The sequence below is a fragment of the Stenotrophomonas sp. I18B00994 genome (assembly GCF_014145825.1).
GTDB classification, from domain to species: Bacteria; Pseudomonadota; Gammaproteobacteria; order Xanthomonadales; family Xanthomonadaceae; genus Stenotrophomonas; species Stenotrophomonas maltophilia.
In genome coordinates this window covers 72,175-96,642 of record NZ_JACIUW010000016.1, presented here as the reverse complement: position 1 = coordinate 96,642, position 24,468 = coordinate 72,175, and the positions used below count along the sequence as shown (strand labels likewise).

The 24,468-nt window shown below is 66.6% G+C and carries 26 protein-coding genes and 1 pseudogene; 13 read left to right on the top strand and 14 right to left on the bottom strand.

Going from position 1 to position 24,468, the window contains the following annotated elements; all coding sequences use genetic code 11:
- Positions 1-141: 141 nt before the first annotated feature.
- Positions 142-948: an FHA domain-containing protein gene (locus H4O10_RS16665; protein WP_005410184.1), complete on the bottom strand. Its 807-nt coding sequence runs from the start codon at positions 946-948 to the stop codon at positions 142-144.
- A gap of 125 nt (positions 949-1,073) precedes the next feature.
- On the opposite strand from H4O10_RS16665, the gene H4O10_RS16660 reads away from it, so the two are divergent.
- The 3 genes from H4O10_RS16660 (at position 1,074) to H4O10_RS16650 (ending at position 3,170) form a co-directional block, all read left to right on the top strand.
- The gene (locus tag H4O10_RS16660; RefSeq protein WP_005417302.1) at positions 1,074-1,349 is read left to right on the top strand and encodes a polyhydroxyalkanoic acid system family protein; all 276 of its coding nucleotides are present in this window, start codon (positions 1,074-1,076) and stop codon (positions 1,347-1,349) included.
- An 81-nt stretch (positions 1,350-1,430) separates the two neighbouring features.
- A complete protein-coding gene (locus H4O10_RS16655) occupies positions 1,431-1,922 on the top strand; it encodes a phasin family protein (protein WP_012480721.1) in 492 nt (163 codons plus the stop codon).
- 237 nt (positions 1,923-2,159) lie between these two features.
- A complete protein-coding gene (locus tag H4O10_RS16650) occupies positions 2,160-3,170 on the top strand; it encodes a restriction endonuclease (protein ID WP_012480722.1) in 1,011 nt (336 codons plus the stop codon).
- A 146-nt stretch (positions 3,171-3,316) separates the two neighbouring features.
- Here H4O10_RS16650 and H4O10_RS16645 read toward each other — a convergent pair whose 3' ends face one another.
- The 4 genes from H4O10_RS16645 to H4O10_RS16630 all read right to left on the bottom strand — a co-directional run bounded on the left by H4O10_RS16645 (position 3,317) and on the right by H4O10_RS16630 (position 6,121).
- Positions 3,317-3,709 (bottom strand): type II toxin-antitoxin system HicB family antitoxin, encoded by a 393-nt coding sequence (locus tag H4O10_RS16645; RefSeq protein WP_005410188.1) that lies wholly within the window; start codon positions 3,707-3,709, stop codon positions 3,317-3,319.
- A gap of 13 nt (positions 3,710-3,722) precedes the next feature.
- Positions 3,723-3,899, bottom strand: coding sequence for a type II toxin-antitoxin system HicA family toxin (locus tag H4O10_RS16640; protein WP_076738546.1), 177 nt, complete (start codon positions 3,897-3,899; stop codon positions 3,723-3,725).
- A gap of 94 nt (positions 3,900-3,993) precedes the next feature.
- Positions 3,994-4,722: a histidine utilization repressor gene (hutC, locus tag H4O10_RS16635; RefSeq protein WP_012480723.1), complete on the bottom strand. Its 729-nt coding sequence runs from the start codon at positions 4,720-4,722 to the stop codon at positions 3,994-3,996.
- Between the two features lie 28 nt (positions 4,723-4,750).
- The gene (locus tag H4O10_RS16630) at positions 4,751-6,121 is read right to left on the bottom strand and encodes a formimidoylglutamate deiminase (protein ID WP_012480724.1); all 1,371 of its coding nucleotides are present in this window, start codon (positions 6,119-6,121) and stop codon (positions 4,751-4,753) included.
- Positions 6,122-6,188: 67 nt separating this feature from the next.
- On the opposite strand from H4O10_RS16630, the gene hutI reads away from it, so the two are divergent.
- The 8 genes from hutI (at position 6,189) to H4O10_RS16590 (ending at position 16,703) form a co-directional block, all read left to right on the top strand.
- Positions 6,189-7,412 carry an imidazolonepropionase gene (gene hutI / locus H4O10_RS16625; protein WP_044571424.1) on the top strand — a complete coding sequence of 408 codons (1,224 nt, stop codon included), beginning with the start codon at positions 6,189-6,191 and terminating at the stop codon, positions 7,410-7,412.
- Positions 7,409-8,950, top strand: coding sequence for a histidine ammonia-lyase (gene hutH / locus H4O10_RS16620; RefSeq protein WP_012480726.1), 1,542 nt, complete (start codon positions 7,409-7,411; stop codon positions 8,948-8,950). Before hutI ends, hutH begins: the two co-directional genes overlap by 4 nt.
- A complete protein-coding gene (gene hutG, locus H4O10_RS16615; protein WP_012480727.1) occupies positions 8,947-9,801 on the top strand; it encodes an N-formylglutamate deformylase in 855 nt (284 codons plus the stop codon). Before hutH ends, hutG begins: the two co-directional genes overlap by 4 nt.
- Positions 9,798-11,465, top strand: coding sequence for a urocanate hydratase (hutU, locus tag H4O10_RS16610; RefSeq protein WP_012480728.1), 1,668 nt, complete (start codon positions 9,798-9,800; stop codon positions 11,463-11,465). Before hutG ends, hutU begins: the two co-directional genes overlap by 4 nt.
- Positions 11,466-11,717: 252 nt before the next feature.
- Positions 11,718-11,939 carry a hypothetical protein gene (locus H4O10_RS16605; protein WP_012480729.1) on the top strand — a complete coding sequence of 74 codons (222 nt, stop codon included), beginning with the start codon at positions 11,718-11,720 and terminating at the stop codon, positions 11,937-11,939.
- Positions 11,940-12,032: 93 nt separating this feature from the next.
- Positions 12,033-12,689, top strand: a complete 657-nt coding sequence (locus H4O10_RS16600) for a hypothetical protein (protein ID WP_012480730.1) — start codon at positions 12,033-12,035, stop codon at positions 12,687-12,689.
- A 272-nt stretch (positions 12,690-12,961) separates the two neighbouring features.
- Positions 12,962-14,398: a serine hydrolase domain-containing protein gene (locus H4O10_RS16595; RefSeq protein ID WP_012480731.1), complete on the top strand. Its 1,437-nt coding sequence runs from the start codon at positions 12,962-12,964 to the stop codon at positions 14,396-14,398.
- 193 nt (positions 14,399-14,591) lie between these two features.
- Positions 14,592-16,703, top strand: a complete 2,112-nt coding sequence (locus H4O10_RS16590; protein WP_012480732.1) for a TonB-dependent receptor — start codon at positions 14,592-14,594, stop codon at positions 16,701-16,703.
- A 40-nt stretch (positions 16,704-16,743) separates the two neighbouring features.
- Here the strand turns inward: H4O10_RS16590 and H4O10_RS16585 are convergent, their stop codons facing one another.
- The 6 genes and pseudogenes from H4O10_RS16585 to H4O10_RS16560 form a co-directional block, all read right to left on the bottom strand.
- On the bottom strand, positions 16,744-17,262 hold the full coding sequence (locus tag H4O10_RS16585) for a hypothetical protein (RefSeq protein WP_012480733.1): 519 nt from the start codon (positions 17,260-17,262) through the stop codon (positions 16,744-16,746).
- A 13-nt stretch (positions 17,263-17,275) separates the two neighbouring features.
- Positions 17,276-18,148, bottom strand: coding sequence for a hypothetical protein (locus tag H4O10_RS16580; protein WP_044570554.1), 873 nt, complete (start codon positions 18,146-18,148; stop codon positions 17,276-17,278).
- On the bottom strand, positions 18,148-18,993 hold the full coding sequence (locus H4O10_RS16575; protein WP_099595925.1) for an energy transducer TonB: 846 nt from the start codon (positions 18,991-18,993) through the stop codon (positions 18,148-18,150). The genes H4O10_RS16580 and H4O10_RS16575 overlap by 1 nt, the downstream gene beginning before the upstream one ends.
- Before the next feature lie 52 nt (positions 18,994-19,045).
- Positions 19,046-19,249, bottom strand: a pseudogene (locus tag H4O10_RS16570) (hypothetical protein); the annotation flags it as partial.
- 137 nt (positions 19,250-19,386) lie between these two features.
- Positions 19,387-19,770: a nuclear transport factor 2 family protein gene (locus tag H4O10_RS16565; protein ID WP_012480737.1), complete on the bottom strand. Its 384-nt coding sequence runs from the start codon at positions 19,768-19,770 to the stop codon at positions 19,387-19,389.
- Between the two features lie 52 nt (positions 19,771-19,822).
- Entirely contained in the window at positions 19,823-20,398 is a 576-nt protein-coding gene (locus H4O10_RS16560) for a TetR/AcrR family transcriptional regulator (protein WP_012480738.1), read from the bottom strand.
- A 69-nt stretch (positions 20,399-20,467) separates the two neighbouring features.
- Between H4O10_RS16560 and H4O10_RS16555 the strand changes: the two genes are divergently transcribed.
- Positions 20,468-21,013 carry a thioesterase family protein gene (locus tag H4O10_RS16555; RefSeq protein ID WP_012480739.1) on the top strand — a complete coding sequence of 182 codons (546 nt, stop codon included), beginning with the start codon at positions 20,468-20,470 and terminating at the stop codon, positions 21,011-21,013.
- Positions 21,014-21,118: 105 nt separating this feature from the next.
- On the opposite strand, the gene H4O10_RS16550 is transcribed toward H4O10_RS16555, so the two are convergent.
- Positions 21,119-21,910: an SGNH/GDSL hydrolase family protein gene (locus H4O10_RS16550; protein ID WP_012480740.1), complete on the bottom strand. Its 792-nt coding sequence runs from the start codon at positions 21,908-21,910 to the stop codon at positions 21,119-21,121.
- Between the two features lie 49 nt (positions 21,911-21,959).
- Positions 21,960-22,925, bottom strand: coding sequence for a DUF2268 domain-containing putative Zn-dependent protease (locus tag H4O10_RS16545; protein WP_044570560.1), 966 nt, complete (start codon positions 22,923-22,925; stop codon positions 21,960-21,962).
- Between the two features lie 138 nt (positions 22,926-23,063).
- Between H4O10_RS16545 and H4O10_RS16540 the strand changes: the two genes are divergently transcribed.
- Positions 23,064-24,047 carry a hypothetical protein gene (locus H4O10_RS16540; protein ID WP_043034683.1) on the top strand — a complete coding sequence of 328 codons (984 nt, stop codon included), beginning with the start codon at positions 23,064-23,066 and terminating at the stop codon, positions 24,045-24,047.
- 10 nt (positions 24,048-24,057) lie between these two features.
- Here the strand turns inward: H4O10_RS16540 and H4O10_RS16535 are convergent, their stop codons facing one another.
- Entirely contained in the window at positions 24,058-24,378 is a 321-nt protein-coding gene (locus H4O10_RS16535; protein WP_005410210.1) for a hypothetical protein, read from the bottom strand.
- Between the last annotated feature and the right edge of the window lie 90 nt (positions 24,379-24,468).

Genomic DNA, 24,468 nt, shown 5'->3' with positions numbered 1-24,468 from the left:
CGCGCCCGATCTCGTGGAGGCGCACCGCCATCGCCTGGGCGAGGATGCCACCCACCGACCAGCCCAGCAGATGCACCAACCTCATGGATTCGGGGCGGCGGTTGCCGGCCAGCGGCCGACACTACCGTCACCGCGCGACCGTCAGCGCGCGCCGAACCAGAGCAGCAGGCTGAGCACTGCTGCCAGCAACAAGGCGCTGGCCAGCAGCCACGGCCAGCGCCGGACTCTGCGCGGCGTCACAGGCAGCACCGGCGCCTGTTCCGCGTCCTCGCCGGACTCGTCCTCGGCCGGCAACGGCCGCCGACGTGGATCATGCGGCACTTCCAGCACGAAACGATGCTGGCCATCGAACACCACCTGGTCGCCGGCCTGCAGCCAGCAGTGGCGCACGGCCACGCCGTTGACCCGGGTGCCGTCGGCACTGCCGAGGTCGCGCAGCAGCACACGATCACCGTGCACTTCCACGCGGGCGTGCTGTTCGGCGAAGGCCGGATCGTCGATGGCGATGTCGGCGTCGCTGCCGCGGCCGATCAACCGTGCCCGCGACAGCGTATAGCTGCGGCCATGATGCAGGCCGCCGACACCGCGCAGCAGGCGCTGCTGCTCATCGGTGCCATCGTCGTTCTTCGGCGCGGGTGCCTGCAGCAGGCTCTCGACCTCGCCCTGCAGCACCATCTCCACGCCGTCCACATAGACCGCATCGCCTGCACGCAGCAGCGCCATGCGACGCACCGGCCGACCATTCACGTGGATGCCACGGATACCGTTGCCGACCTGCAGCCACAGGCCGCGATCGTCCATGCAGAACTGCGCCAGCAGCAGGGCGCCGTGGCCGGCGTCGCCGAGCCGCACACTGCCGTTGGCCTGGCGCACGATGCGTTGCACCCCGGGCCGCAGCGGCTGGTCGGGCTGTTGTTGTTGACTGAAGTGAACAAGCAGGTTCTGCACGCGGCGCAGCCTAGCAGGTTGGCCGCCAACGAAGAAGAACCTGCGATGAGTGCTTGGCGCGACGGCCCTCGATGCGCACAATGCTCGCCCTCATTGATCATCCCCGCCCGGCGCCAGGAGCCTGCATGTCCACCATCGATGTCCGCCACGCCCACGCCCTGCCCGACGCGCAGGCACGCGCCGCGATCGAACAGGTCGCCGCCAAGCTGTCCGAGCGCTTCGGCCTGAAGTCGTCCTGGACCGCCGACGTGCTGAACTTCTCTGGCAGCGGCGTGGACGGTGCGATCGAACTGCAGCCGGGCGCCGTGCGCGTCACCGCCAAGCTGGGCTTCCTGCTGTCGGCGATGAAGGGCATGGTCGAGGGCGAGATCCAGCGCGTCCTGAAGGAAAAGCTGGGCTGAACCCCGGCGGCGGCCGTCACGGCCGTGCAACGCCAGTGCGCGCTACTCTCGGGGGCAGGCCCAACTCCCACGGGAAGTGCGATGAACCAGTACGAAAACGATGACCGCCGCAACGACGACGCCTCGTTCGGTGACCAGGCCGAGCGCTTCTCGCGCAAGCTGAGTGACTCGGCGCAGCAGGTCTGGCTGGCCGGCCTGGGCGCCCTGGGCCGTGCACAGGCCGAAGGCAGCCGCTTCTTCGACGGCCTGGTGAAGGAAGGCGAAGCCTGGGAGGCCCGCCGCCGTGAACGCCACGGCGAACAGGGCCCGGGCTGGCGCGACAACGTGGAATCCTCACTGGATGAGGCCCGCGAGAAGGCCTCTGGCACCTGGAACAAGGTCGAAAAGGCCTTCGATGACCAGGTGCAGGGCGTGCTCAAGCGCCTGCATGTCCCAACTGCGGACGAGGTGACCGCGCTGGAAGCCCGTATCGACGCCCTGCACGCGCGGCTGGCCAAGCTGGAAAACCGTGCGGCCTCGGGCACCGATGCTCCCGCCCCGGGCAGCCATCAGTCGCCAGGCAGCGTGCCCTGACCGGCCATTGTTGCAATGCAATAAAATTTGATTGACAATCGCGAGCAACCCGCCAATCGCTTCGGCTGCCGTTTGTTCCCTCCCCTCACGGCTTCAGGATTGGCGGGTTTTTCGTGCTCGCCGTATGCCGATCTGAGCGTTCCATCACGCTTCCTGTCAGGAACGTCCTGACCCAGCCGGATAGTGCGACCTTTACACTGTCGTCTTCCGCATTCGCCCCTTCCGCGCACCTCCTGCATGCTCCCTTGGATCCTGGCCCTGCTGTCGGCCCTGCTTACCTGTTCCCTGGCTGTTGTCTATCTGTGGTGGATCAAGCGGCGGCAGAAGGAGATGCAACTTGGCCTGCAAGCGCTGGCCGGCATGCACTGGCGCGAGTTCTCGGTACTGGTCAAGCGCATGCTGCGCGAACAGCGCGGCCTGCGTGAACTGAATGACCCGGCGGAGGAATCCCGCGAGCCGAGCAGCGACTTCCTGCTCAGCGACGGCCCCAACCAGTGGCTGGTGTCCTGCAAGCATGGCCTTGCCTACCGTATCGGCACCGCCGCAGTGAACGAGCTGGGGGCTGCTGCGCGCCTGGCCGGCGCCAAGGGCGGCGTGCTGCTGACCGAAGGCCGGATGGAACGCGACGGGCGCAGCGCTGCCGAGAAGCAGGCGGTCGAGGTGCTGGACGGTCCGCGCCTGTGGCCGCTGCTGCAGCCCTACCTGCCGGCGGAAATCGAAACCCGTGTGCGTGCCAGCGCCCGCCATGAAGCCCTGCGCCGGATCGCCATTGCCGCGCTCGGCGCGGTCACGCTGGGCCTGCTGGTGGGATTGAGCCTGCAAGGCTTGCATGTGCAGGACACCGCGCCTGTTGCCGAGGTGGCGGACACCCCCGCGCCGGTTGCACCTGCGGTTGAAGCGGCGCCCGAACCGGCGCCGGCCCCCGCCACCACGCCGCCGGCCGCTGCGCCTGCACCGGCCGCGCCCTCAGCCGACGCGCGCAGCAACCCCAACCCGGATGCCGCCACGCTGGAGCGCTTCCAGGCCGATCTGTCCCGCGCCTTGGCCGGCAAGCCCGGTATCGCCAGCGGGGTCTGGCTGACCCGGCAGACGCTGGCGATCAACCGCACGGGCGAGCTGGACGCGGTCTGGCCGCAGGTCTGCGAGGAAGTGCTGCACTACCCCGCCCTGCGCAACGTGCGCATCCAGCTCAACGCCCGCCCCGGCGTGGATGAGCCGGTGCGCTGGCGGCAGTGCGCCACGTACTGATGGGGCCGCATCCACGCGTGGCGTGGATTTACTGAACCCCGATGCGCGACCCCTTGGTAGATCCACGCCACGCGTGGATGCCTTTGCAGAGTTGAGCCACACGCGAACAGCAGCCGAGCATCGGCTCGGCTCCACATGGCGCCAGCTCAGCCCAATGCCGCGAGATGGGCGATGTAACTGGAGCGCGATTCACCCGCCGCTCTGGCCTGCGCATCCAGCCTCGCCAGGATCCGGCGTGGCAGGCTGATATTGACCCGCTCGATGGTATCGTCCAGCAGAGCCGGATCAATGCAGATGTACGCAAGAATCCAACGGATGTCCTTGGATGCCTCGGCGGCGATCTTCTGTGGCGCGGAAGGTGTCGGAATCGAGCGCCCCTCATCCAGGGCCGCATCAATCCAGGCGAGTGCAGCTTCCTCGGCAGCGCTGAGCGCATCATCAAGCGTGTCGGCCGCCGAGAAGCACCCCGGCAGATCTGGAACGACCACACCCCACGCGGTGCGCTCATCGCCTGCCTCGATCAGGACTGGATATCGCATGGGCCCTCCTACGTCAGTCCTGCGAGCTTCCGCAACGCCTGCACCAGCCCTTCCCCAGATCCTTCCTTGGGTGAGGAACGGTGATGATGTGAGGGTGCTGCGGGTGCACGAATACATGATGGGATCCGCGGATCCGACGACAGATCCAACATGCCGCTTCCAGATCCCGGATGAGGTCCCTGCTCTTCATGCAGGGACGATACACATCGTACACACCCCCCGACAGAGTTCAAGGCGACAGTCGTTCCGGCCCAGTAGATCCACGCCATGCGTGGATGGAATCCCTATCGCGCGCCCGGTGCGAAGCGCGCCACCAGATCCCAGGCATCCCCCAGGAACACCTGGCGCACGCGGGTGATCGGCTGTTCGCCACGCCAGGTCAGGCGTTCGATCACCAGGCAGGCGGTACCGGGCTTCACCTCCAGCAGCCTGGCGGTGGCGGTATCTGCCCCCCAGGCACTGATGCGGTGCTGGGCACGGGTCCACGACACGTTCTGCAGCAGCCAGCTGCCCGGCGCGGTAGTGCTGAAGTCGACCTCCAGTACCTCAGGCACGCCCACCGGGCTGATCAGGCGATGCTCCAATGCCAGCGGGCGACCATCGGCCAGATGCAGGCAGCGCATCGCCAGCAGGTTTTCCTGCCCGGCCAGCTCGACTTCACCGGCATTGCCGGCATCGGCAAGGCGCAGGTCGCGCTGCAGCAGGCGATAGGCGTACTGGTGGCCGCGCGAGCCAACCTCCATCGCGATATCGGGAATCTCCAGCGCCACCTGCTCCAGGTGCGGGGGTTGCCGCGCCACGAACGAACCGGCACGGCGGCGACGCTCGATCATGCCGCTCTCGGCCAACGCGGTCAGCACCTTGTTCACCGTCATCCGCGAGCAGCCGTACTGCTCCATCAGCTCGTGTTCGTACGGAATCCGAAAGCCCGGCGCCCACTCTCCACTGAGGATGCGGCTTTCCAGATCGCTGCGGATACGCTGGTTGAGCGTGGCGGACTTGCTGGCCTTCACGTAATGGGGTCTCGGTGGCGGGAGGCGATCAGCCCAGCACGCCACGCAGGGCGGCGGTAAAGGCGGTGGTGATCGCCTCGCGCTGCAGGTGGCGGCCCTCGGCCACGCATTGGCGGCCATGGCGCCAGACCGATCGCAGCGCGCCATTACGTGCGGCGAACACCCAGCTGTCAAGCCATGCGTCATCCTGTCGCGCCTGCAGCGCCGGGTGCCCGGCATCCAGTTCGACCAGGTCGGCACTGGCGCCGACCTGCAGGCCAGCGGGCACGCCCAGCGCCTGTGCACCACCGTGCAGTGCGCCTTCGAACAGGAAGCGGCCGGTACTGCGGGTGGCATCCGGGGCCAGCACGTTGCGACCGCGCAGGGTCAGGCGCTGGCCGTATTCGAGCAGGCGCAGTTCTTCGGCCGCATCAATCAGCACATTGGAATCGGAGCCGACACCGAAGCGCCCGCCCTCGCGCGCGAACGCCTGCATCGGGAACAGGCCGTCGCCCAGATTGGCTTCGGTGATCGGGCACAGGCCGGCCACGGCCTGGCTGGCCACGATGGCGGCGCGCTCATCGTCGGTGATGTGGGTGGCGTGCACCAGGCACCAGCGCGCATCCACCGGTGCATGGTCGTACAGCCACTGCACCGGACGCTGGCCGCTCCAGGCCAGGCAGGCCTCGACTTCACGCACCTGCTCGGCGATATGGATGTGCACCGGGCCGTCGGTCAGCGGCAGCAACGCACTCAATTCCTCGCCGGTGACTGCACGCAGGCTGTGCGGCGCGATGCCGAGCACCGCATCCGGCAGCGCGGCCAGTGCCGGCTTGGCGGCGTCCAGCAGCTGCGCGAAACCGTCCACATCGTGGATCAGGCGACGCTGCGCCGGATTCGGCGGCGCCCCGCCGAAATCGGCATGTGCATAGAACACCGGCAGCAGGGTCAGGCCGATACCGGTCTGGTCGGCGGCGGCAGCAATCCGTGCACTCATCTCGGCGCGGTTGGCATAGGCGCGACCATCGGCGTCGTGGTGCAGGTAATGGAATTCGCCGACGCGGGTGAAGCCGCTTTCCAGCATTTCCATGTAGGCCTGGGCGGCGATGGCCTGCACCGCGTCCGGGCGCAGATGGGCCAGGAAGCGGTACATCAGCTCACGCCAGCTCCAGAAGCTGTCACCGTCGCCGCCGCCGATCTCGGTCAGCCCAGCCATGCCGCGCTGGAAGGCGTGGCTGTGCAGGTTGGGCAGGCCCGGCACCAGGATGTCGACGCGGGTGTCGCCGTGCTGGGCGCCCTGCCCCATGTGGATCGCCGTGATGCGGCCGTCCTGCACCTGCAGGCGGACATCGCGGGCCCAGCCGTCGGCCAGAAGGGCGTGGGCGGCATGGAAACAGAGCGGGGAACGCGAATCGGACATGGCTGGACAACCCGAAATGGACGCCTATATTGTATAGACATATAAGCACAGCCGCGTTGTGGATGCCATGCACGTCGATACCCTCTGGTCCAACGTCCACCTGATGACCCTCGATGGCGAGGGGCTGGGTGTCATCCGCGATGGCGTACTGGCCTGCGCTGGCGGCCGCATCGTCCATGTTGGCCCGGCCGGCAGCGACGCCCACCTGCAGCCGACCACCCGCATCGATGGCGAAGGCCGCTGGATCTCGCCCGGCCTGATCGACTGCCACACCCACCTGGTCTACGCCGGCAACCGCGCCAACGAATTCGAGCAGCGCCTGCAGGGCGTCAGCTATGCCGAGATCGCCCGTGCCGGCGGCGGCATCGTCTCCACCGTGCGCGCCACCCGTGCTGCCACCCCGGAACAGCTGGCCAGCGAAAGCCGGCCGCGCCTGCTGGCGATGCGTGCCGAAGGCGTGACCACGATCGAGATCAAGTCCGGCTACGGCCTGACCCTGCCCGACGAACGCAAGCAGCTGCAGGTAGCGCGTGCGCTGGGCGAGGAGTGCCGGGTCAACGTGGTGACCACATTCCTCGGCGCACACGCGATTCCGCCAGGCCGCGAGGCGCAGGAATACACCGACGAGGTGTGCAACGTGATGATTCCGGCCATCGCCGCCGAAGGCCTGGCCGAAGCGGTGGACGTATTCTGCGAGAACATCGCCTTCTCGCCGGCGCAGGCGCGGCAGGTCTTCGAAGCGGCGCGCGCCAACGGGCTGGCGGTGAAGATTCATGCCGAGCAGCTGAGCAACCAGCATGGCGCCGAACTGGCCGCCAGCTTCGGTGCCCTCTCGGCCGACCATATCGAACATCTGGACGATGCCGGCATCGCCGCGATGGCCGCCGCCGGCACCGTCGCCGTGCTGTTGCCCGGTGCCTTCTATTTCACCCGCGATACCACCCTGCCGCCGATCGCTGCACTGCGTGCGGCCGGCGTGCCGCTGGCGCTGGCCACCGACAGCAATCCGGGCACTTCGCCGCTGACCAGCCCGCTGCTGGCGATGAACATGGGCGCCACCCTGTTCCGCCTGACCGTCGATGAGTGCATCGCCGGCTTCACCCGTGAAGCGGCGCGCGCGCTCGGACGCAGCGATCGCATCGGCCGCCTCGCCGTGGGCCTGGACTGCGACCTGGCGATCTGGGACATCGATGGCCCCGCCGACCTGGTCTATCGCATTGGATTCAACCCGCTGCACGCGCGCGTGGTGCGCGGACAGCCCGACCTGCCTGCCTCCTGGAGCAACACATGAGCAACACCCTGGTTCTTCGCCCCGGCCGTGTCACTCTCGCCCAGTGGCGGCAGGTCTATCGCGGTGCGCCGCTTGCACTGGACCCGGCCGCGCTGCCGGTGGTGCGCGCCAGTGCGGCGGCGGTGGCCGCCATCGTCGCCAAGGGCGCGCCGGTGTATGGCATCAATACCGGCTTCGGCAAGCTGGCCAGCGTGCGCATCGAGCGCGAAGATCTAGCCACCCTGCAGCGGAACATCGTGCTCTCGCATGCCGCTGGCGTGGGCGAGCCGATGCCGGCCAGCGTGGTGCGCCTGATGATGGCGCTGAAGCTGGTCAGCCTGGCGCAGGGGGCTTCGGGCATTCGCGAGGAAACCCTGCTGCTGCTGGAAGCGATGCTGGTCAAGGGCGTGCTGCCGGTGGTGCCCGCACAGGGTTCGGTGGGTGCCTCGGGCGATCTGGCGCCGCTCTCGCACCTGGCCAGCGTGATGCTGGGCGTTGGCGAAGCCTTCATCGGTGACGAGCGCCTACCGGCAGCCGACGCACTGGCACGTGCCGGCCTGCAGCCGATCGAACTGGGCGCGAAGGAAGGCCTGGCGCTGCTCAACGGCACCCAGTTCTCCACCGCCTATGCGCTGGCGGGCCTGTTCGAGATCGAGACCGTGTTCCAGGCCGCACTGGTCACCGGCGCGCTGTCGGTGGAAGCTGCCAAGGGTTCCGACACGCCCTTCGACCCGCGCATACACGCGATCCGCGGCCAGCGCGGGCAGATCGCCACCGCCGCCACCCTGCGCGCGCTGATGCAGGGCTCGGACATCCGCGAGTCGCATCGCGACAACGACGTACGCGTGCAGGACCCGTACTGCCTGCGCTGCCAGCCGCAGGTGATGGGCGCGGCCCTGGACATCCTGCGCCAGGCCGCGACCACGCTGGAAATTGAAGCCAACGGCGTGTCCGACAATCCGCTGGTGTTCACCGACACCGGCGAAGCGCTGTCCGGTGGCAACTTCCACGCCGAGCCGGTGGCCTTCGCCGCCGACATGCTGGCGATGGCGGTGTGCGAGATCGGTTCGATCAGCGAGCGCCGCCTGGCGATGCTGGTGGACCCGGCCCTGTCCGGCCTGCCGGCGTTCCTGACCCCGCGCCCGGGCCTGAATTCCGGCTTCATGATTCCGCAGGTGACCGCCGCCGCGCTGGTCTCGGAAAACAAGCAGCGCGCCTACCCGGCCAGCGTTGATTCGATTCCGACCTCGGCCAACCAGGAAGACCATGTGTCGATGGCCGCGCATGGCGCGCGCCGGCTGATGCAGATGGCCGAGAACGCCGCCAACGTGATCGGCATCGAGCTGCTGGCCGCCGCGCAGGGCTGTGATTTCCATGCGCCGCTGCGCTCCAGCGCCGCGCTGGAAACGGTGCGCGCCACCCTGCGTGCGCAGGTGCCGACGCTGGAAGAAGACCGCTATTTCCACCCCGACATGGTGACCGCCACGAATCTTGTGCGCAGTGGCGCGCTGGCGCAGGGCCTGGGCGATCTGTTGCCGACTGTGGAACCGCAGGCATGACGACCCTTCCTGAATGGTTGACGGTGCACGAGGGCGATGCCCCCCTCATCGTCAGCTTCCCGCATACCGGCAGCGAGCTGCCGCACGACCTGATCGGCGACTACCACTCGCCGTGGCTGGCCCGCCGCGATGCCGACTGGTGGGTGCACGAGCTGTACGACTTCGTGCGCGGCATGGGCGCGACCACGGTGCGCTCGGCGATCTCGCGTTCGGTGATCGACCTCAACCGCGATCCCAGCGGCGTGTCGCTGTACCCGGGCCAGAACACCACCGGCCTGTGTCCGCTGACCACCTTCGACAACCAGCCGCTGTACCACGCCGGGCGCGAACCGGACGAAGCAGAAATCGCCCGTCGTCGCGACACGTATTTCCTGCCTTACCACGATGCGCTGGCTTCGCAGATCACGCGCCTGCGTGCACGCCACGGCACCGTGGTGGTGTACGACGCGCACTCGATCCGCTCGCATATCCCGCACCTGTTCGAGGGCGAACTGCCGCAGTTCAACCTGGGGACTGCCGGTCCGTCCGGCGCACCGGACACCTCCTGCGACAACGCCCTGAGCGACGTGGTGGAAAACCTGCTGAAGATCAGCGGCATGAGCCAGGTGCGCAACGGCCGCTTCAAGGGCGGCTGGATCACCCGCCACTACAGCAACATCGCCGGCGGCGTGCACAGCCTGCAGATGGAACTGGCCTGCCGCGGCTACATGCACGAACCCCTGCCGGACCAGGTGGACGAACACAGCTGGCCCACCCCGCTCGACCCCGACCACGCCGCACCACTGCGCCACACCCTGGCGCAGGTGCTCAACGCCTGCCTTGAATTCGCTACGAACCGGAGCGCCGCATGACCCGCAACGACCCGTCCCGCACCATCGCCGCGCCGACCGGCACCACGCTCAATGCCAAGAGCTGGCTGACCGAAGCACCGCTGCGCATGCTGATGAACAACCTGCACCCGGACGTGGCCGAGCGCCCGCAGGAACTGGTGGTGTATGGCGGCATCGGCCGCGCCGCACGCGACTGGGAAAGCTTCGACGCCATCGTCGAAACGCTCAAGCGCCTGGACGATGACCAGACCCTGCTGGTGCAATCGGGCAAGCCGGTGGGCGTGTTCCGCACCCACGCCGATGCACCGCGCGTGCTGATCGCCAATTCCAACCTGGTGCCGCGCTGGGCCAACTGGGACCACTTCAACGAGCTGGATAGGAAGGGCCTGGCCATGTACGGCCAGATGACCGCCGGCAGCTGGATCTACATCGGCGCGCAGGGCATCGTACAGGGCACCTACGAGACCTTCGTGGAAATGGGGCGCCAGCATTTCGGTGGCGACCTGACCGGCAAGTGGCTGTTCACCGGTGGCCTGGGCGGCATGGGTGGCGCGCAGCCGCTGGCTGCCGTGATGGCCGGCGCCTCCTGCCTGGCCGTCGAATGCCGCAAGAGCAGCATCGACATGCGCCTGCGCACCGGCTACCTCGACACTTGGACCGACAACCTGGACGAAGCGCTGCGCCTGATCGACGAGTCGTGCAAGGCCGGTACGCCGAAGTCGGTGGGCCTGCTCGGCAACGTCGCCGATGTACTGGCTGAACTGCTCAAGCGCGGCGTGAAGCCGGACCTGCTGACCGACCAGACCTCGGCGCACGACCCGGTGAACGGCTACCTGCCGCAGGGCTGGACGGTCGAACAGTGGGACGAGAAGCGTGTGAGTGCACCGAAGGACGTGGAAAAGGCTGCGCGTGCATCGATGGCCAACCACATCCGCGCCATGCTCGGCTTCCACGCGCTGGGCGTGCCGACCGTGGACTACGGCAACAACCTGCGGCAGATGGCGCTGGAAGAAGGCGTGGCCAATGCGTTCGACTTCCCCGGTTTCGTGCCGGCCTACATCCGCCCGTTGTTCTGCCGCGGCATCGGCCCGTTCCGCTGGGCGGCGCTGAGCGGCGACCCGGAAGACATCGCCAAGACCGATGCCAAGGTGAAGGAACTGATTCCGGACAACCCGCACCTGCACCGCTGGCTGGACATGGCCGCCGAGAAGATCAAGTTCCAGGGCCTGCCGGCGCGCATCTGCTGGGTCGGTCTGGGCGACCGCGATCGATTGGGCCTGGCCTTCAACGAAATGGTCGCCAACGGCGAACTGAAGGCGCCCGTGGTGATCGGCCGTGACCATCTGGACAGCGGCAGCGTCGCTTCGCCGAACCGCGAAACTGAAGCGATGGCCGACGGCTCCGATGCGGTATCCGACTGGCCGCTGCTGAACGCCCTGCTCAACACCGCCAGCGGCGCGACCTGGGTGTCGCTGCACCACGGCGGTGGCGTCGGCATGGGCTTCTCGCAGCACGCCGGCATGGTGATCGTCTGCGACGGCACCGAGGCAGCGGCCAAGCGGATTGGCCGCGTGCTGTGGAACGACCCGGCCACCGGCGTGATGCGCCATGCCGATGCGGGGTACGACATCGCGATCGACTGCGCGAAGGAAAAGGGGCTGGATCTGCCAGGGATTCTCGGCTGACAAGTCAGCGACCAGCGCGCACATCATCCGGTGCCATCAAGGCAATGCGCGATAGTGTCCCCGATCCACCGGCGCGCGTGCCATGGAAGAGGCTTGTGCCAGCTTCAGTGGCATCGTACCTAAAGTTGCGCGGCGCCCTGCCGATACCGGAGGTCAACAAGGAATGTGGCCCTCCGGCCTGTTTACTCGGGCCAGCGCCCCTGTGGGCTCATTCCTTTCTGATGAACTCTTCTACTGAAAGGAATACACCGTATGGCTCACGAAATCACCATGGATCTTGCCACCAAGTTCGTTCTGCACAAGGACGTCGAACTTGCCGTCAGGAAAGACGGAAAGCTGCTCGGCACCGCCCTGATCAGCAAAGGCAACATCGAATGGGTGCCCGCAGGTAATTCGGTGAACAAGAAGCGGCTGAGCTGGGCCAGGTTTGCCGAGCTGATGCAGGACCATGGCAAGGATGTAAAGATCAAGTAGATCGATCGCGGATTGCCACATCGCCCTGCGGCGAGGCCTCAGTGCCAGGACTTCGTCTGAATCCCGTTTTGCACCATCGAGATATTCTCTCCAATGAGCGTTCTTCAACGTCTGCTACTTGTCGCCGCCTGCATTGCGGTCGCCGGGCCTGCGAGCGCAGCAAACCATATCAGCACAAAACTCCCACACGAGGCCCGGATCAGCCCGCTCGTTATTCTGGATGCGAATAATGAGGGTTCCTGCGCACTGCCCTCGCCAGATGGGCGTCGCCGCACCCCCTACTTCCCCGATCTCAGGCAGCGTTGCAGCATCCTTGCACAAGCCCTGTTCGCGTCACTCATTACCCGCGGCTTCGACGCGAAAATAGAGTCCTTCACGCCTGATGCGCCCATCGGCTACAAGGAGTATTACGCCGCGTTCGCTGAGTGGAAGCAAGGCGTGCTTGAAAAGTACCCCGATCGGTACGTGCTGACTTACCACGGCTTGGTGGACGAAAGAAAACAAAGCTACCTGGTGATGAATCTGTCTGGACCAGGCGACGGCGAACGCCCGCTGCTTGGCACGATAGAGCTCAGCAAGGACCAGATGTGGACCATTACCAAGCTCGGCGATATGAACTTCATTGGTCCGACCCCGTTACCGCGTCTCATCGAGCTGCTGAGCAACACCCTGGAGGAGCGCTGTCCGACCCGCGGGTTCATGCGCAACTGCTATGGCCGTGGCTGGCTCATGGACAAGAGCCCCAGGTAAGCCCTCAGCCACCATCGATAGGGTGCCGGCCACCGGTTGGCATCACCGCCATCAGGAAGTAAGGAAGCCACGCACAGCACGCCCTTCATGGCCGCTGAGGACCTGAATGCAACGCTCGACTGCCGCCACGTCCTCCATCCGAGCATACCCGCATGATCCCGTGCGGCACGAGGCCCAGCCGCTCATGCATGCGTGCTCCATCGAACAGGGCCAGCTTGACCCAATCTGCAGCCTTGACCAACATGCGCCATCACCGCTGATGGATCACCGCGATGTACCGCACGCTCGCTGCCGCATTGCTCTGCACGCTATTGGTGGTTTCGTCTGCTTCGGCGCATAACATCCTCACAGCTCTCTCTACCCAGCTCGACACCCAGCTGCAGGCCAACCGCGAACGCTACGGCATCGCCGGCCAGGCGGTACTGGTCGCCCACAACGGCCAGGTGCTGTACCAGGGCGCCAGCGGTGAAAGTGATCCCGCTACCCATGCGCCCGCCACCGTCGAGACCATCTTCGCCGCGCAGTCGATGGCCAAGCTGCTGACCAGCACGCTGGTGATGCAATTGGTCGACCAGGGCAAGGTGGATCTGGACGCGCCGGCCAGCCACTATGTGCCGGACCTGCCATCAGCATGGCAGACCATTCACGTACGCGATTTCCTCAACCACAGCTCGGGTATCGGCGAGTACTACGACCGGGTGGACAACCGCTGGGTGAGTAAGGGCTACACCGGAGTGGCGCCGGACCTTGCAGCAGCACTGAAGGTGGCCGGCGCGACACCGATGCAGTTCGCCACCGGCAGCCGCGTGCAGTACACCCAGGCCAACTACCTGGTGCTGACCGCCTTGCTGGAAGCGCATTACCGCAAGCCTTACCCAGCCATCGCGCACGAACGCATCCTGCAGCCATTGAAGATGGCCAGCACCTCGTGGGGCGGTGCCAGCGTGCCAGCCACGCGCGCGGCGGTGCCTTACATCGGCAAGGATGGCCAACTGCAGCCGGCCAATGAAGATGCCTGGCCGGACTACGGCTGGGGCCATGCCGACCTGCAGACCACCGTGGGCGACATGAACCGTTTCCTGCAGGCGCTGGCGACCGGCAAGCTGCTGCATACGGCAACCCTGGAAAAACTCTGGCAGCCGCAGAAACTGAGCGGGGGCGGCAGCAATTTCTTCTCCACTGGCTGGGACACCACCCGCGGCGACGGCTACACCCAGGTCGGCCACGATGGTGGCACCCGTGTACGTGCGCGATTGGCCTACAAGGGCACGCTGGCCAGCGGCTACTGGGTGTTCGTGTACCTGACCAACGGCAGCGCCCGCAATGTCTGGTCCAGCACGTTGGTGGAGAGCACGATGGCGGTGGTTGCGCCCGGGGAGTTTCCGCACGCTGTGCTGTCCGAGCGGCTGATCGGCTATGCGCTGGATGACAGCACCGATGCGAAACCGCAGATGCGTAGCTGGCTGCGCGAAAGCAATGGCGTTCCCACCGGCGAACTGGAACGTGCGATCAATGCCGATGGCTACGCCATCCGCGAGAGTCTGGGTGCCAGCAAGGCACTGAAAGTGTTCGCGCTCAACGCCGAGCTGTATCCGGATTCGGCCAACGCGTGGGACAGCCTGGCCGAGTGCCATGCGGCATTGGGCGATGCAGAGATTGCCAAGGCGCTGTACGCGAAGGCCAAGGCGCTGGCGAAGCCCTCGCCCTAAACCCTGCTGCAGAGCCGAGCCCATGCTCGGCTGCTCTTCGTTGCAATCTCAGGAGACCCGCGCTGCGCGCGATAGCCGAGCATGGACTCGGCTCTACATGGATGTTGCGGGCGGCCATACGCCGCCGGTGGGTGACGTGACGCCGCCGAACTGTTAACTTGCGCGCCACTTTTGTGGTTTACAGCATTCCCGCATGCCGCTCTCGTCGTACCGCCCCACCCCCTCGCTGCTGTTCCTGGCCGTTTCCCTCGGCCTCTCTTCCACCGCCGCTGCGGCCCCACAGGCCACCACGCTGGATGCCGTGCAGGTCACCGCTGCCGCCGATGCCAGCGCGCAGGCGCGCGAGGCGCTGAAGCGCGTTCCCGGCGCCAGCAACCTGATCGACGTGGCCAAGGCCGACAGCCGACTGTCCACCAGCGCCGATGTGCTGGCCTACCAACCGGGCATCAGCGCGCAGTCGCCGGGCAATGAGGGCACCAAGATCTCGATCCGTGGCTCGGGCATCAACCGTGGCCCGGGCGCGCACGCCTCGGGCATTGCGGTGTCGATCGACGGCCTGCCACTGACCGGCCCGGGCGGCACGCCCTACGAGCTGCTGGAACCGCTGTGGCTGTCGCGCGTGGAAGTCCTGCGCGGCGCCAACGGCTTCGAGCGCGGTGCGTTGGCGCTGGGTGGTGCCATCGACTACGTCAGCCGCAGCGGTCGTGATTCGGCGGGCGTGCAGCTGCACTACGAAGCCGGCAGCCGTGGCTACCAGAAGCGCGGCATCAGCTGGGGCGGCGTCAGTGGTGATGTCGACTACTTCCTGGCCTACACCGATACCGAATTCGACGGTTACCAGCGTCATGCGCGCGGCGACGGCAAGGGTGCGATGGCGAATGTGGGATGGCAGATCGCGCCCGACCTGCAGACGCGCTTCTTCGTGCGCTATCGCGAAACCAATCATGAAACGCCCGGCCGCCTGACCCGCGATCAGATCCGCAACGATCCGCGCGCCGCGAACGCGGCCAATCTGGCCATCGATGCGCGTCGCCCGCAGCCGGGCAGCACCTGGGTGGGCAACGTCACCACGCTGCAGATCGATGAGGACTCCTCGTTGCAGGCCGGGCTGGTCTATCACAAGTACCCGATGGACTTGAACGAGAGCCTGTACCGGCAGCAGCTGGACTACGCCAACCTCAACGCCACGCTGGACTACCGCCGCCGCCACCGGCTGTTCGGCCTGGACAGCGAGACCACGGTCGGCCTGCGCGTCACCCACGATCTGGACGCCGATGTGCGCGAGTCTCTGCGCTTTGCCAGCAACGGCTATGCCGCCGGTACGCGCACGCGTGACTTCCGCCACCACGGCACCGACAGCACGCTGCACGTCGGCAATACCCTCACCTTCAATGACCGCCTGCGCATGCAGACCGGGCTGGCGCTGATCAACACCCGCCGCGATGTGCAGGTGACCTGGCCAAGCAGCGGCGGCCGCCTGCGCGACCACGACTGGGACTATGCGCCGCGACTGGGCTTCACCTGGCAGCACAGCGCCCAGACCCAGTGGTTCGGCAACCTCAGCCGCTCGGTGGAGGCGCCGCACCCCTGGTCGATGATCTGGGGCTCGAACCAGTACTTCGGTCCAGGCAATGGCCCGTCCAGCGACCGCCAGCGCGCGCCGGTGCCGATGCAGAACCAGACCGCCACCACGCTGGAACTGGGCGCGCGCGGTGACGCGGCGCTGGGCCGCTGGGAACTGACCGGCTACTACGCACACGTGAACCACGAACTGCTGAGCGTCGAACTGCAACCGGTGCCGAACCTGTTCATCGCCGAGAACAACGCCAGCCCCACCGTTCACCGCGGCATGGAGGCCGGATTGGACAGCACGCTGTGGCAGGCTGCACCGGGCCGCCTGTCGCTACGCCAGGCGTATACCTTCAGCGATTTCCGCTATCGCCACGACGCGCGTTTCGGCAGCAACCGCCTGCCCGGCCTGCCGCGCCACGCCTACCAGGCCGAGCTGCGCTTCGATCATGCATCCGGCCTGTACGCTGCGCTCAATACCGAATACGCCTCGCGCATCGCCGTCGACTACGCCAACAGCTACTGGGCTGACAGCCATGTGATCTTCGGCAGCCGCATCGGCTACGACGCACCCGGTGGCCGCTGGCAGGCCTGGGCGGAGATGCGCAACCTCGGCAACCGCCACTACGCCGCAACGGTCACGCCGGGCTACGACGACGCAGGCAGGGATGTTGCCCGCTCGACGCCGGGCGAAGGCCGTGGCATCTACGCTGGTGTGCGTTTGCGGTTTGACTGATGACCGGCGCCGGGTGTGATCCGGCGCCGTCGTTCCAGGATCAGCCGATACGCCAGGCCGGCAGGCGCTCGCTGCGCTTCCAGATGGAAGGTGCGAAACCAATCAACGCCAGCGCCGCCAGCCACTTCGGTGAGGTGTTGAGCAGTGTCGAGGTAAGCGAACCATCGGCAGGGGCGGCCATTTCCTGCCACGGGTTGTAGCCCAGGTAGACGACGCTGCCAGCCCACCACAGCAATGCCACACCGACACCCACCAGCAACAGAGCCAGCGTGCGGCAGGTCCAGCGCTGCGAGGTGGTGCCCCACTCGCGGGACGCCGCTGCCAGCAGGCCCACCACCAGCAGCGACACCAGTGCAACCAGCCCGATATCGACCTTGTGCCCGATACGCTCATAGCTGCAGGCGCGGCATTGGGCCTCTTCCGCGGCAGTGGCGGCTTCGGCGCCATCGGCCTGCCCGGCTGCGGGCTGCGCCAGTGCCGCAAACGGCATCAATACTGCCAGCAGCGTCACCATGATCCAACGAAACAACGTCCTGTTCCTGCGTGCAGCGACATCCATGCGCTCTTCCTCGTCAGTGGTTGTACGTCCAGGGCCGCAGTATGCGGCCGTCCCATACGCCGCCCAGACCCCGTTCCGGGGGTTCGGCCATCCAGCGTCCTTGTTCCCGATGCAGCACGACAAGCTCCCGGTAGACGAAATCGTCGGAACACGAATCCCAGGCGACCGCAATCATAGCCCACTGCCCATCGACGCTGAAAACAGGCCGGGTCAGATAGGCGACGTGGTCGTATGTCCGAGTCGGCCCATGCACCGTTGCCCTGCACCCCTGCTCCCGCCGCGCTCGAAGCCCCGCGCCGTCCATCCGCTGCGCACCGGCCAATGCGCCCGCAGGTACTGGCGTGGGACGGCGATTGGCGGGAACCAGGTCCGCCTGCAGCTGCAATCGCAGCGCATGGTTGTCCGGCGGCCACCGGTCGTCCAGCGGCAGGACCAGGTCGTCCACCTCCTGGCAGGTCGAGGCACTGCTGCCCGCCCAGCAATAGGGCAAGGTCTGCTCCATCACGTAGATGTCCTCCCCCACCGGGTCGGTCAACTGCGGCTGCTCCTGCAAGCGCCATCGATCGACGCGCGTGGACGGCGTCTGCGGTGCGGTGGGCACCCTGCTCAGCGACAATGGCAGAACTGGCGTTGGCTGCGGCACTGGCGGGGCTGGAAGACGGAATGGAGGACTCTGCCGGATCGCCAGCGCCATCGCCTCCGCCTGCATCTGCGCCGTTCCCAGGTTGACCGGTGGCGGACCGATCGCCTGCTGCCACCTCGGGCGCAGGCTGCAGATTCCGGCCATGAGCGCCAAGGCCGACAGCGCAGCCGCCAGCGATGCAATGCGTCGCCAGGCGATCCGTTGTTGGCAGTCACGGTTTGGCTTGAACGAGGTATCTGTCATCACGACTCCGGCAACGCGGGCCACAGGCCCTGTCCAAAGCTCGTATAGCGGACAGGCTCCACTCGAACACGCTCCCAGCCGCCCTTCCTGCGATGCAGAAGGTAGAGGACACGCATCGCCATTCCTCCACTGCACAGATCCGAGGCGAACGATGCCATTGCCCAGTTCCCGTCCAGGCTGAACACAGGACGCTGCAGATAGACAACGCCCAGATCCGGATTGTCCGGGCCACCCGTGCATCCCTCGATACCGCGCGCGCGCCGTTGCTGAAGCTCGTCCCACGTCATCCGTTGCGCCCGCACGTGTGCAAGCTCGAACGCGAGACCGGGTACCCGTGAAGCCCGGCGGTTCGCAACCTGCAGCATCGACTCCAGATGCTGCTGCAGTTGAAAGGACGCCGCACTGTCATCATCGCGCCACTCGACGACGCTGTGACGAACCTGGCAGACCGGGGCGGATTCTTCTTCGCCGCAGGACGGCACTGTCCAGTCCATCACTGCAAATGCCGTGTCAGGCTCCCAGCCGCGCGGCTCGAAGCGTGCAGGCGCGACGTCTTGCAGTGGCACCTCCGCGGTCGCGAACCCGCTGTTACCGGTCAGCATCGGGGAGGAGGCTGCCTTCATTGGAATCGGTGGTACCGGCGGTTTTCCTGGCGGTGTCGGTCGCAGGTCGATGAGCTCTGCCATCACCTCGGCCTGCATCTGTGCGGTTCCCAGGTTGATCGGCGGTGGGCCGGCGTCCTGCCGCCACTGCGGGCGCACACTGACCACCAGCGCTGCGCCCGCAGCCACGAACAGGACGACCGCCGTCGTCAGGATGCGCTTCCGTCCAATGCGCTGTCGCATGAAGTTCCTGGAAGAAATGAAGCAGATGGGGATATCGGCCGGGAAGGTGGCGCTACAGCACTTGAATGAGCTGCAGCAGGTGGGTCGCACCTGGCGCGAGTTCCTGCGCGAGCCATCCAACAACTGTGAAAAACACCAGCAGACCGAACAATGGCCAGAGCGTATGCGTCACGCATACCCGCCACCATCCCTGCTCCTGGATGCCCTGCATGCGTCGGTACAAGCCACCGGCGATGGCCGCGTCCACCAGCAGCTCGGTGGATCGTGGAGCATGGAAGCTCAAGAACCTGATACAGCATGCGGACATCCTTGCCGGGCACGCGTGGGCGGTGTTGCGCGGATTCTACCGCGGTCGGGGCCGCTGTCCAGACGACGGGCCGAGGCCATCGATCATCAGCTGCGGTCGACGATCCGCACGATGCGACCGTCCTCAAAAGCGAACTCGCTGTGTCCCTGCAGTGCCAGTTCCGTGCCCGCGCTGGGACCATCGGGAATGTCCTGCGCGAACACGCCACGCCAGCCGATGCTGGCCAGCGCCACATCATCCTTGAAGGTCAGCTCGAGCAACCGCTGCTCGCGCTCACGGAACAACGGCGCCGATTGCCGTGCCAGTTCGCCGAAGGCATCGATGCCTTCGGTGACCATCGTCAGCTGGTTACCGCTGTGGTTCTCGAAACGCACGTTATGCGCCAGCACCGCAAGCATGGCGTCGATGTCGAAGCGGTTGTAGGCCTGCAGGTAGTGCTCGATCAGGTGGCGGCAGTGCGATTCGTCCATGGCGGCGTCCAGTCAGGGCCTGCGCCGAGTCTCCCGCGACCGTACGGCCGGATCAAGGCGGCGCGGCGGCCTTCAGCAACTGCGCTGCTACCCGATCAAACGGAGCGATGTCCTGCAGTGCGCGGCACATCGCCACGGCGCCTTCCACGCTGGCGATCACCAGGCTGGCCAGTCCATCCGCCGCCGCAGGATCGTGGCCGTCGGCAATGAAGGCTGCGGCGAGATGCCCCTGCCAGCGCGCGAACACTTCGGCAGCGGCAACACGTGGCTGGCTGGGCACGGCCTCGACCGGCTCTTCGACGGCAGCGGCCAGCACCGGACAGCCCGCGCGGAACCCGGACCGCAGCAGGCGCTCGCGCCACATCGCCAGGAACTGCTGCAGGCCCTGCACGGCCCCGCCCTTCAACAACTCAACGAGGAGCGCCTCCACCTTGTCGCCAGCCATGTGGGTGGCGCGCGCCAGCAGCTCCTGCTTGCCGCCGGGAAAGTGGTGATAGGTGGAGCCCAGCGGCGCCTCGGCCAGCTTGGTCACCTCACGGATGCTGGTGGCATTGAGACCCACGCGCGCCAGCATCTGTGCCGCAGCATCAATCACGCGTTGTGGCGCATCAGAGGGGCGCGGGCTCATGGCAGGCTCCTTGCCAGGACAGTCGTCATACATTAGCGTATCGGCGATTCTATAACAGTCGTCATAACCATGAATCTCTGGTTCCGCCTGCTCCACCTGCTGTTGTGCAGCCTGTTCCGGCCGAAGCTGGAGGCGCCGTTCGGGGTCTCGCGGCTGCAGTTCCGGGTACTGCCCAACGACCTGGACAGCAACCTGCACATGACCAACGGCCGCTACTGGAACATCTTCGATCTGGGCCGGCTGGACCTGATCCTGCGCATGGGCCTGGGCCGGGTGGCGCTGCGCGAGAAGTGGGCACCGATCGTCGGCGCCGGCACCATCCAGTTCCGCCGCGAACTGAAGCCGTTCCAGCGCTTCACCCTGGAAACACGCCTGGTCGGCTGGATCGGCTCGCGCGGCATCATGGAGCAGCGCGTGCTGATCGGGCCCGAGCAGAAGATCGCCACCCGTGCGCTGCTGGTCACCGGCATCTACGACCGCCGCGCGCGCCAGTTCCTGGGCATGCCGAAGATGATGGAAGCGATCGGCGTGGTTGCCCCGCCGTCGCCGTCGCTCAGTGCAGCCGCCGAGGCGTTGCTGGCGGCCGATGCCGCGTTGAAGCTGGACGATGCCTGAGCTTCAGATGGCCGCTATCTGCATGGGGTGATTTCCCCCGCGACGCTGGCGGCCCGCGCTGAAGTTGGATGTCGCACCCGGTCGGCATAGCCGATCCGCTGGTGATCAGTTTCCATGCTCCAGCGCGCGCTTGACCGCCGCCTCGGCCAACGGCGCCATCACCGCATAGCCCTTCGCCGTGGGATGCACGCCATCCTCGGCCAGCTGCGGATCGAGCGCTCCGGCGGCATTGGCCATCGGCGTGTAGTAGTCCAGATAGACCAGCTGCTGTGCATCGGCATAGCGCTTCAATGCCGCGTTCAATGCGCGCACCTTGGGCGCAGGTGCCGTGCCCGGCAACCACGGGTAATCGCTGACTGGCAGCACCGATGCCAGCACCACGGCAATGCCATGTGCACGGGCCAGGTCCACCATCGCGTGCAGGTTGTCTTCGATCATCGCCTGCGTGGACGGGCCGGTGTTGCCGGCAATGTCGTTGGTGCCGGCCAGGATCACCACCACCTGTGGCTTCAGTGCCAGCACGTCCTGCGGGAAGCGCACCAGCATCTGCGCCGTGGTCTGGCCGCTGATGCCGCGGTTGAGCCAGCCCTTGCCGGGGAAGAATCCAGCGCTGCCTTCCGCACCCCAGCCTTCGGTGATCGAGTCGCCGAAGAACACCACGCGCGGCTGGCCCGGCACGGCCGCAGGCAGTCGCGCGTTGACATCACGATAGCGCTGCAACTCCGGAAAATCGGCCAGGCGCTGCTGCATGAAACGAACCTCGTCGGGGCGCAACTGGTCGATGGGCGTCTGCAGCAGCGGATTGACTGCGACGGCTTCGGCGGCCCCCAGCGGAGAAGCCAACGCGAGGCCCAACGTCACGACGGTTGCAGCGGCAAGCTCAACAGGTCCACGCATGCGGGTACTCCTGAAATCATCTTGCGCAGTCTAACGCCCTGCCCTGTGCTCAGCGTGCAGCCGTACGCGCCGCTGCACCCGTGACTTTCGCCGGCATCCACATGCCCGGCGTCCAGCCGCTGGCGGCCAGGATCGTTTTCGGGTTGTCCTGCTGGACCAGCGCACGCACCGCATCACGCTTGTCCTTGGCCTGCAGGTAATAGGCCTTGGCGATGCGGTAACCCACCCAGTACCCCAGGTCGTAGGGTTCCTGCGAGCCCGGCTTGTAGTTGTACAGCCACGGCGACAGATCGGTGCTGTCCAGATCCAGCGCGAACGCGCTTTCGATATGCACTTCCCGGCCACGGGTCCAGGCCGCGTGACGCCCATTGCCGACGTTGCCGGAAATCAGCTCGGTGATGAATTCGGCGATGCCCTCGCCCAGCGAAACACGCAGCACCGTGGCACGCGGGTCACCCGGCTCGAAGTCGATCAGGCCGGTCTGCTGGATGTGCACGTATTCGTGTGCGATCACATGCACGAAGCGATCCTGCACATTGGCATTCATGAAGTCGGCCGCGCACAGCGCTTCCAGACCAATGATCACGCCGCTTTTCGAGGTCAGCCCGACCGGCCGGCCGCGGCCCACCGCGATGGTCACCGGCGGGAACCGGGTCTGCGGGTAGATCGCCTGCAGGTTGGAAAACACCTGCGTCAGGCGTTGCTTCACCGCGGGCAGTTCGGCCAGGCAGTTCCGTCCCTGTGCATACAGCTCGGGCTGGCTGGCGATGGACTCGACAATGCGTTCGGGAGTGACCCGGCGCGCCTTGGCCAGTTCGGCCAGGCCGGCCGAACCCTCGGCCAGGTATCCACGCAGCTGCGCAACGCTGGGCTTGCCGCCAGCGCTGTCATAAAGTGCATAGAAACGGCTGACATCCTCGGTGAGGATCTGCGGCCCTGCCGGTACCGCTGCGGTGGCCACGCCTACCGCCCCGGCACAGGCCAGGGCCAACAGGCCGCGCAGGATCATGAACATCGCTCCGTCCTTGGTGGAGTGCATGCGAAGCGCGCAATCTATCACTCCGCCCGGCCCACTGCAGCAGGCGGATGCGGGCGCACCGGCGCTGTGCCAGACTCGCTTCGGCACCTGCCATGGAAGATGGAGCACCGCACGATGATGATCGTTCCCGCGTACTGGGCCGAAGCCCGCCTGCAGGCCCGTTTCCGTGGCCGGCCGGTGGTCGTTCGCCGCTTCGGCTGGTCCGACGAAGGCCCTGCCGAGGCGCAGGTGCACGCCGATCGCCGCGCCAACGAAGCCCTCAATGCCATCCTCGCCGGGCAGGCGCTTCCGCGACGCGAAGTGCGCAGCAACTACGGCGTGGAGGGCGTGCCGATCCGCGAGCAGATCGTGCAGCGCGACGGCGACGTCATCATTACACGCAACAGCTACGGTGCGCTGTGCCTGAACACCCCGGACGTGCTGTTCGCCGACATCGATCATGCGCAGCCACCTGCCGGTTGCGTGATGCCTGCAATCATCGCCGCAGTGCTGCTGTTCGCTGGCGCCGTCATCGGCACTCTGATCTGGCACTGGCTGGTGGGACTGGTGCTGGGGGTGGCAGCGGTGCTGCTGGTCAACACGGCGATGCTGATGCAGCGCAAGCGGCGCCTGGCCGCGGCCGGTGGCGCCGAAGGCGTAGCCCTGCAGCGGGTCGCGGCCTTCAGCGAACAGCATCCGGACTGGCATCTGCGTACGTACCGCACGCCGGCTGGATTGCGCGTGCTGGCCATGCACGCCACGTTCCTGCCCGAAGACGAGCAGCTTCAGGCGTTCTTCAGAACGCTGGGCGCCGACACCCTGTACGCGCGCATGTGCCGGCTGCAGCACTGCTTCCGTGCGCGCCTGACACCAAAGCCGTGGCGCGTTGGCCTGAGGTACCGCATCCGTCCGCCGGTGGCCGCGTGGTCAGCCGAGCAGGCCAACAACCCGGATCGCCTGGCCTGGATTGCCGAGTACGAAAAGAAGAGTGCCGGCTTCGCCGCGTGCGCCTACCTGCGCAGTTTCGGTGATACCACGCGCATCCATGCCAAGGCCGAGCACGTGCGCGAACTGCACGACCGGTTGGCGCATGCGCAGGACCGCCTGCCGTTGGCGTGAGCTCGGGTGCTCAATCAGCGCTCTGCACGAACGGCTGCCCTGCCAGGGTAGTGCCCAGCCGCACCGCAATCTGCTGTTCACCCTTCTCGAAGGTCGTCGCGCACTGCTTCCCGCCCTTCTGGCACCCCACTTCCGGAAAGCCCTCCAGCGATTCCGGCGCGCCCTGCGCCGGCTTCACCTGCCATCCCGCAGCATCCAGCAGGCGCTTGGCCTTGGCGTAGGGCATGCCGGCGATGATCCCCAGCTGCGCCAGCTCGGTGGGCAGCGACTGGGCATGGGCGTTTGAAACCAGGACCAACGACAACGTTGCAGCAAGAACGATGGCTTTCATTGCACCGACCCGGGACGAACTCACAGGGCCAGCCTAGCCCATCTGCGTGGCACGCGAATGTGCCGGTAACACGTCGTTACCGAGTCTCCA

Bases quoted from the DNA above. Each gene is read 5' to 3' on its own strand.
- H4O10_RS16660 (WP_005417302.1), top strand. From the start codon at position 1,074: ATGTCCACCATCGATGTCCGCCACGCCCACGCCCTGCCCGACGCGCAG.
- H4O10_RS16655 (WP_012480721.1), top strand. From the start codon at position 1,431: ATGAACCAGTACGAAAACGATGACCGCCGCAACGACGACGCCTCGTTC.
- H4O10_RS16650 (WP_012480722.1), top strand. From the start codon at position 2,160: ATGCTCCCTTGGATCCTGGCCCTGCTGTCGGCCCTGCTTACCTGTTCC.
- H4O10_RS16645 (WP_005410188.1), bottom strand. From the start codon at position 3,709: ATGCGATATCCAGTCCTGATCGAGGCAGGCGATGAGCGCACCGCGTGG.
- H4O10_RS16640 (WP_076738546.1), bottom strand. From the start codon at position 3,899: ATGAAGAGCAGGGACCTCATCCGGGATCTGGAAGCGGCATGTTGGATC.
- H4O10_RS16630 (WP_012480724.1), bottom strand. From the start codon at position 6,121: ATGTCCGATTCGCGTTCCCCGCTCTGTTTCCATGCCGCCCACGCCCTT.
- hutI (WP_044571424.1), top strand. From the start codon at position 6,189: ATGCACGTCGATACCCTCTGGTCCAACGTCCACCTGATGACCCTCGAT.
- hutH (WP_012480726.1), top strand. From the start codon at position 7,409: ATGAGCAACACCCTGGTTCTTCGCCCCGGCCGTGTCACTCTCGCCCAG.
- hutG (WP_012480727.1), top strand. From the start codon at position 8,947: ATGACGACCCTTCCTGAATGGTTGACGGTGCACGAGGGCGATGCCCCC.
- hutU (WP_012480728.1), top strand. From the start codon at position 9,798: ATGACCCGCAACGACCCGTCCCGCACCATCGCCGCGCCGACCGGCACC.
- H4O10_RS16605 (WP_012480729.1), top strand. From the start codon at position 11,718: ATGGCTCACGAAATCACCATGGATCTTGCCACCAAGTTCGTTCTGCAC.
- H4O10_RS16600 (WP_012480730.1), top strand. From the start codon at position 12,033: ATGAGCGTTCTTCAACGTCTGCTACTTGTCGCCGCCTGCATTGCGGTC.
- H4O10_RS16595 (WP_012480731.1), top strand. From the start codon at position 12,962: ATGTACCGCACGCTCGCTGCCGCATTGCTCTGCACGCTATTGGTGGTT.
- H4O10_RS16590 (WP_012480732.1), top strand. From the start codon at position 14,592: ATGCCGCTCTCGTCGTACCGCCCCACCCCCTCGCTGCTGTTCCTGGCC.
- H4O10_RS16585 (WP_012480733.1), bottom strand. From the start codon at position 17,262: ATGGATGTCGCTGCACGCAGGAACAGGACGTTGTTTCGTTGGATCATG.
- H4O10_RS16580 (WP_044570554.1), bottom strand. From the start codon at position 18,148: ATGACAGATACCTCGTTCAAGCCAAACCGTGACTGCCAACAACGGATC.
- H4O10_RS16575 (WP_099595925.1), bottom strand. From the start codon at position 18,993: ATGCGACAGCGCATTGGACGGAAGCGCATCCTGACGACGGCGGTCGTC.
- H4O10_RS16565 (WP_012480737.1), bottom strand. From the start codon at position 19,770: ATGGACGAATCGCACTGCCGCCACCTGATCGAGCACTACCTGCAGGCC.
- H4O10_RS16560 (WP_012480738.1), bottom strand. From the start codon at position 20,398: ATGAGCCCGCGCCCCTCTGATGCGCCACAACGCGTGATTGATGCTGCG.
- H4O10_RS16555 (WP_012480739.1), top strand. From the start codon at position 20,468: ATGAATCTCTGGTTCCGCCTGCTCCACCTGCTGTTGTGCAGCCTGTTC.
- H4O10_RS16550 (WP_012480740.1), bottom strand. From the start codon at position 21,910: ATGCGTGGACCTGTTGAGCTTGCCGCTGCAACCGTCGTGACGTTGGGC.
- H4O10_RS16545 (WP_044570560.1), bottom strand. From the start codon at position 22,925: ATGTTCATGATCCTGCGCGGCCTGTTGGCCCTGGCCTGTGCCGGGGCG.
- H4O10_RS16540 (WP_043034683.1), top strand. From the start codon at position 23,064: ATGATGATCGTTCCCGCGTACTGGGCCGAAGCCCGCCTGCAGGCCCGT.
- H4O10_RS16535 (WP_005410210.1), bottom strand. From the start codon at position 24,378: ATGAAAGCCATCGTTCTTGCTGCAACGTTGTCGTTGGTCCTGGTTTCA.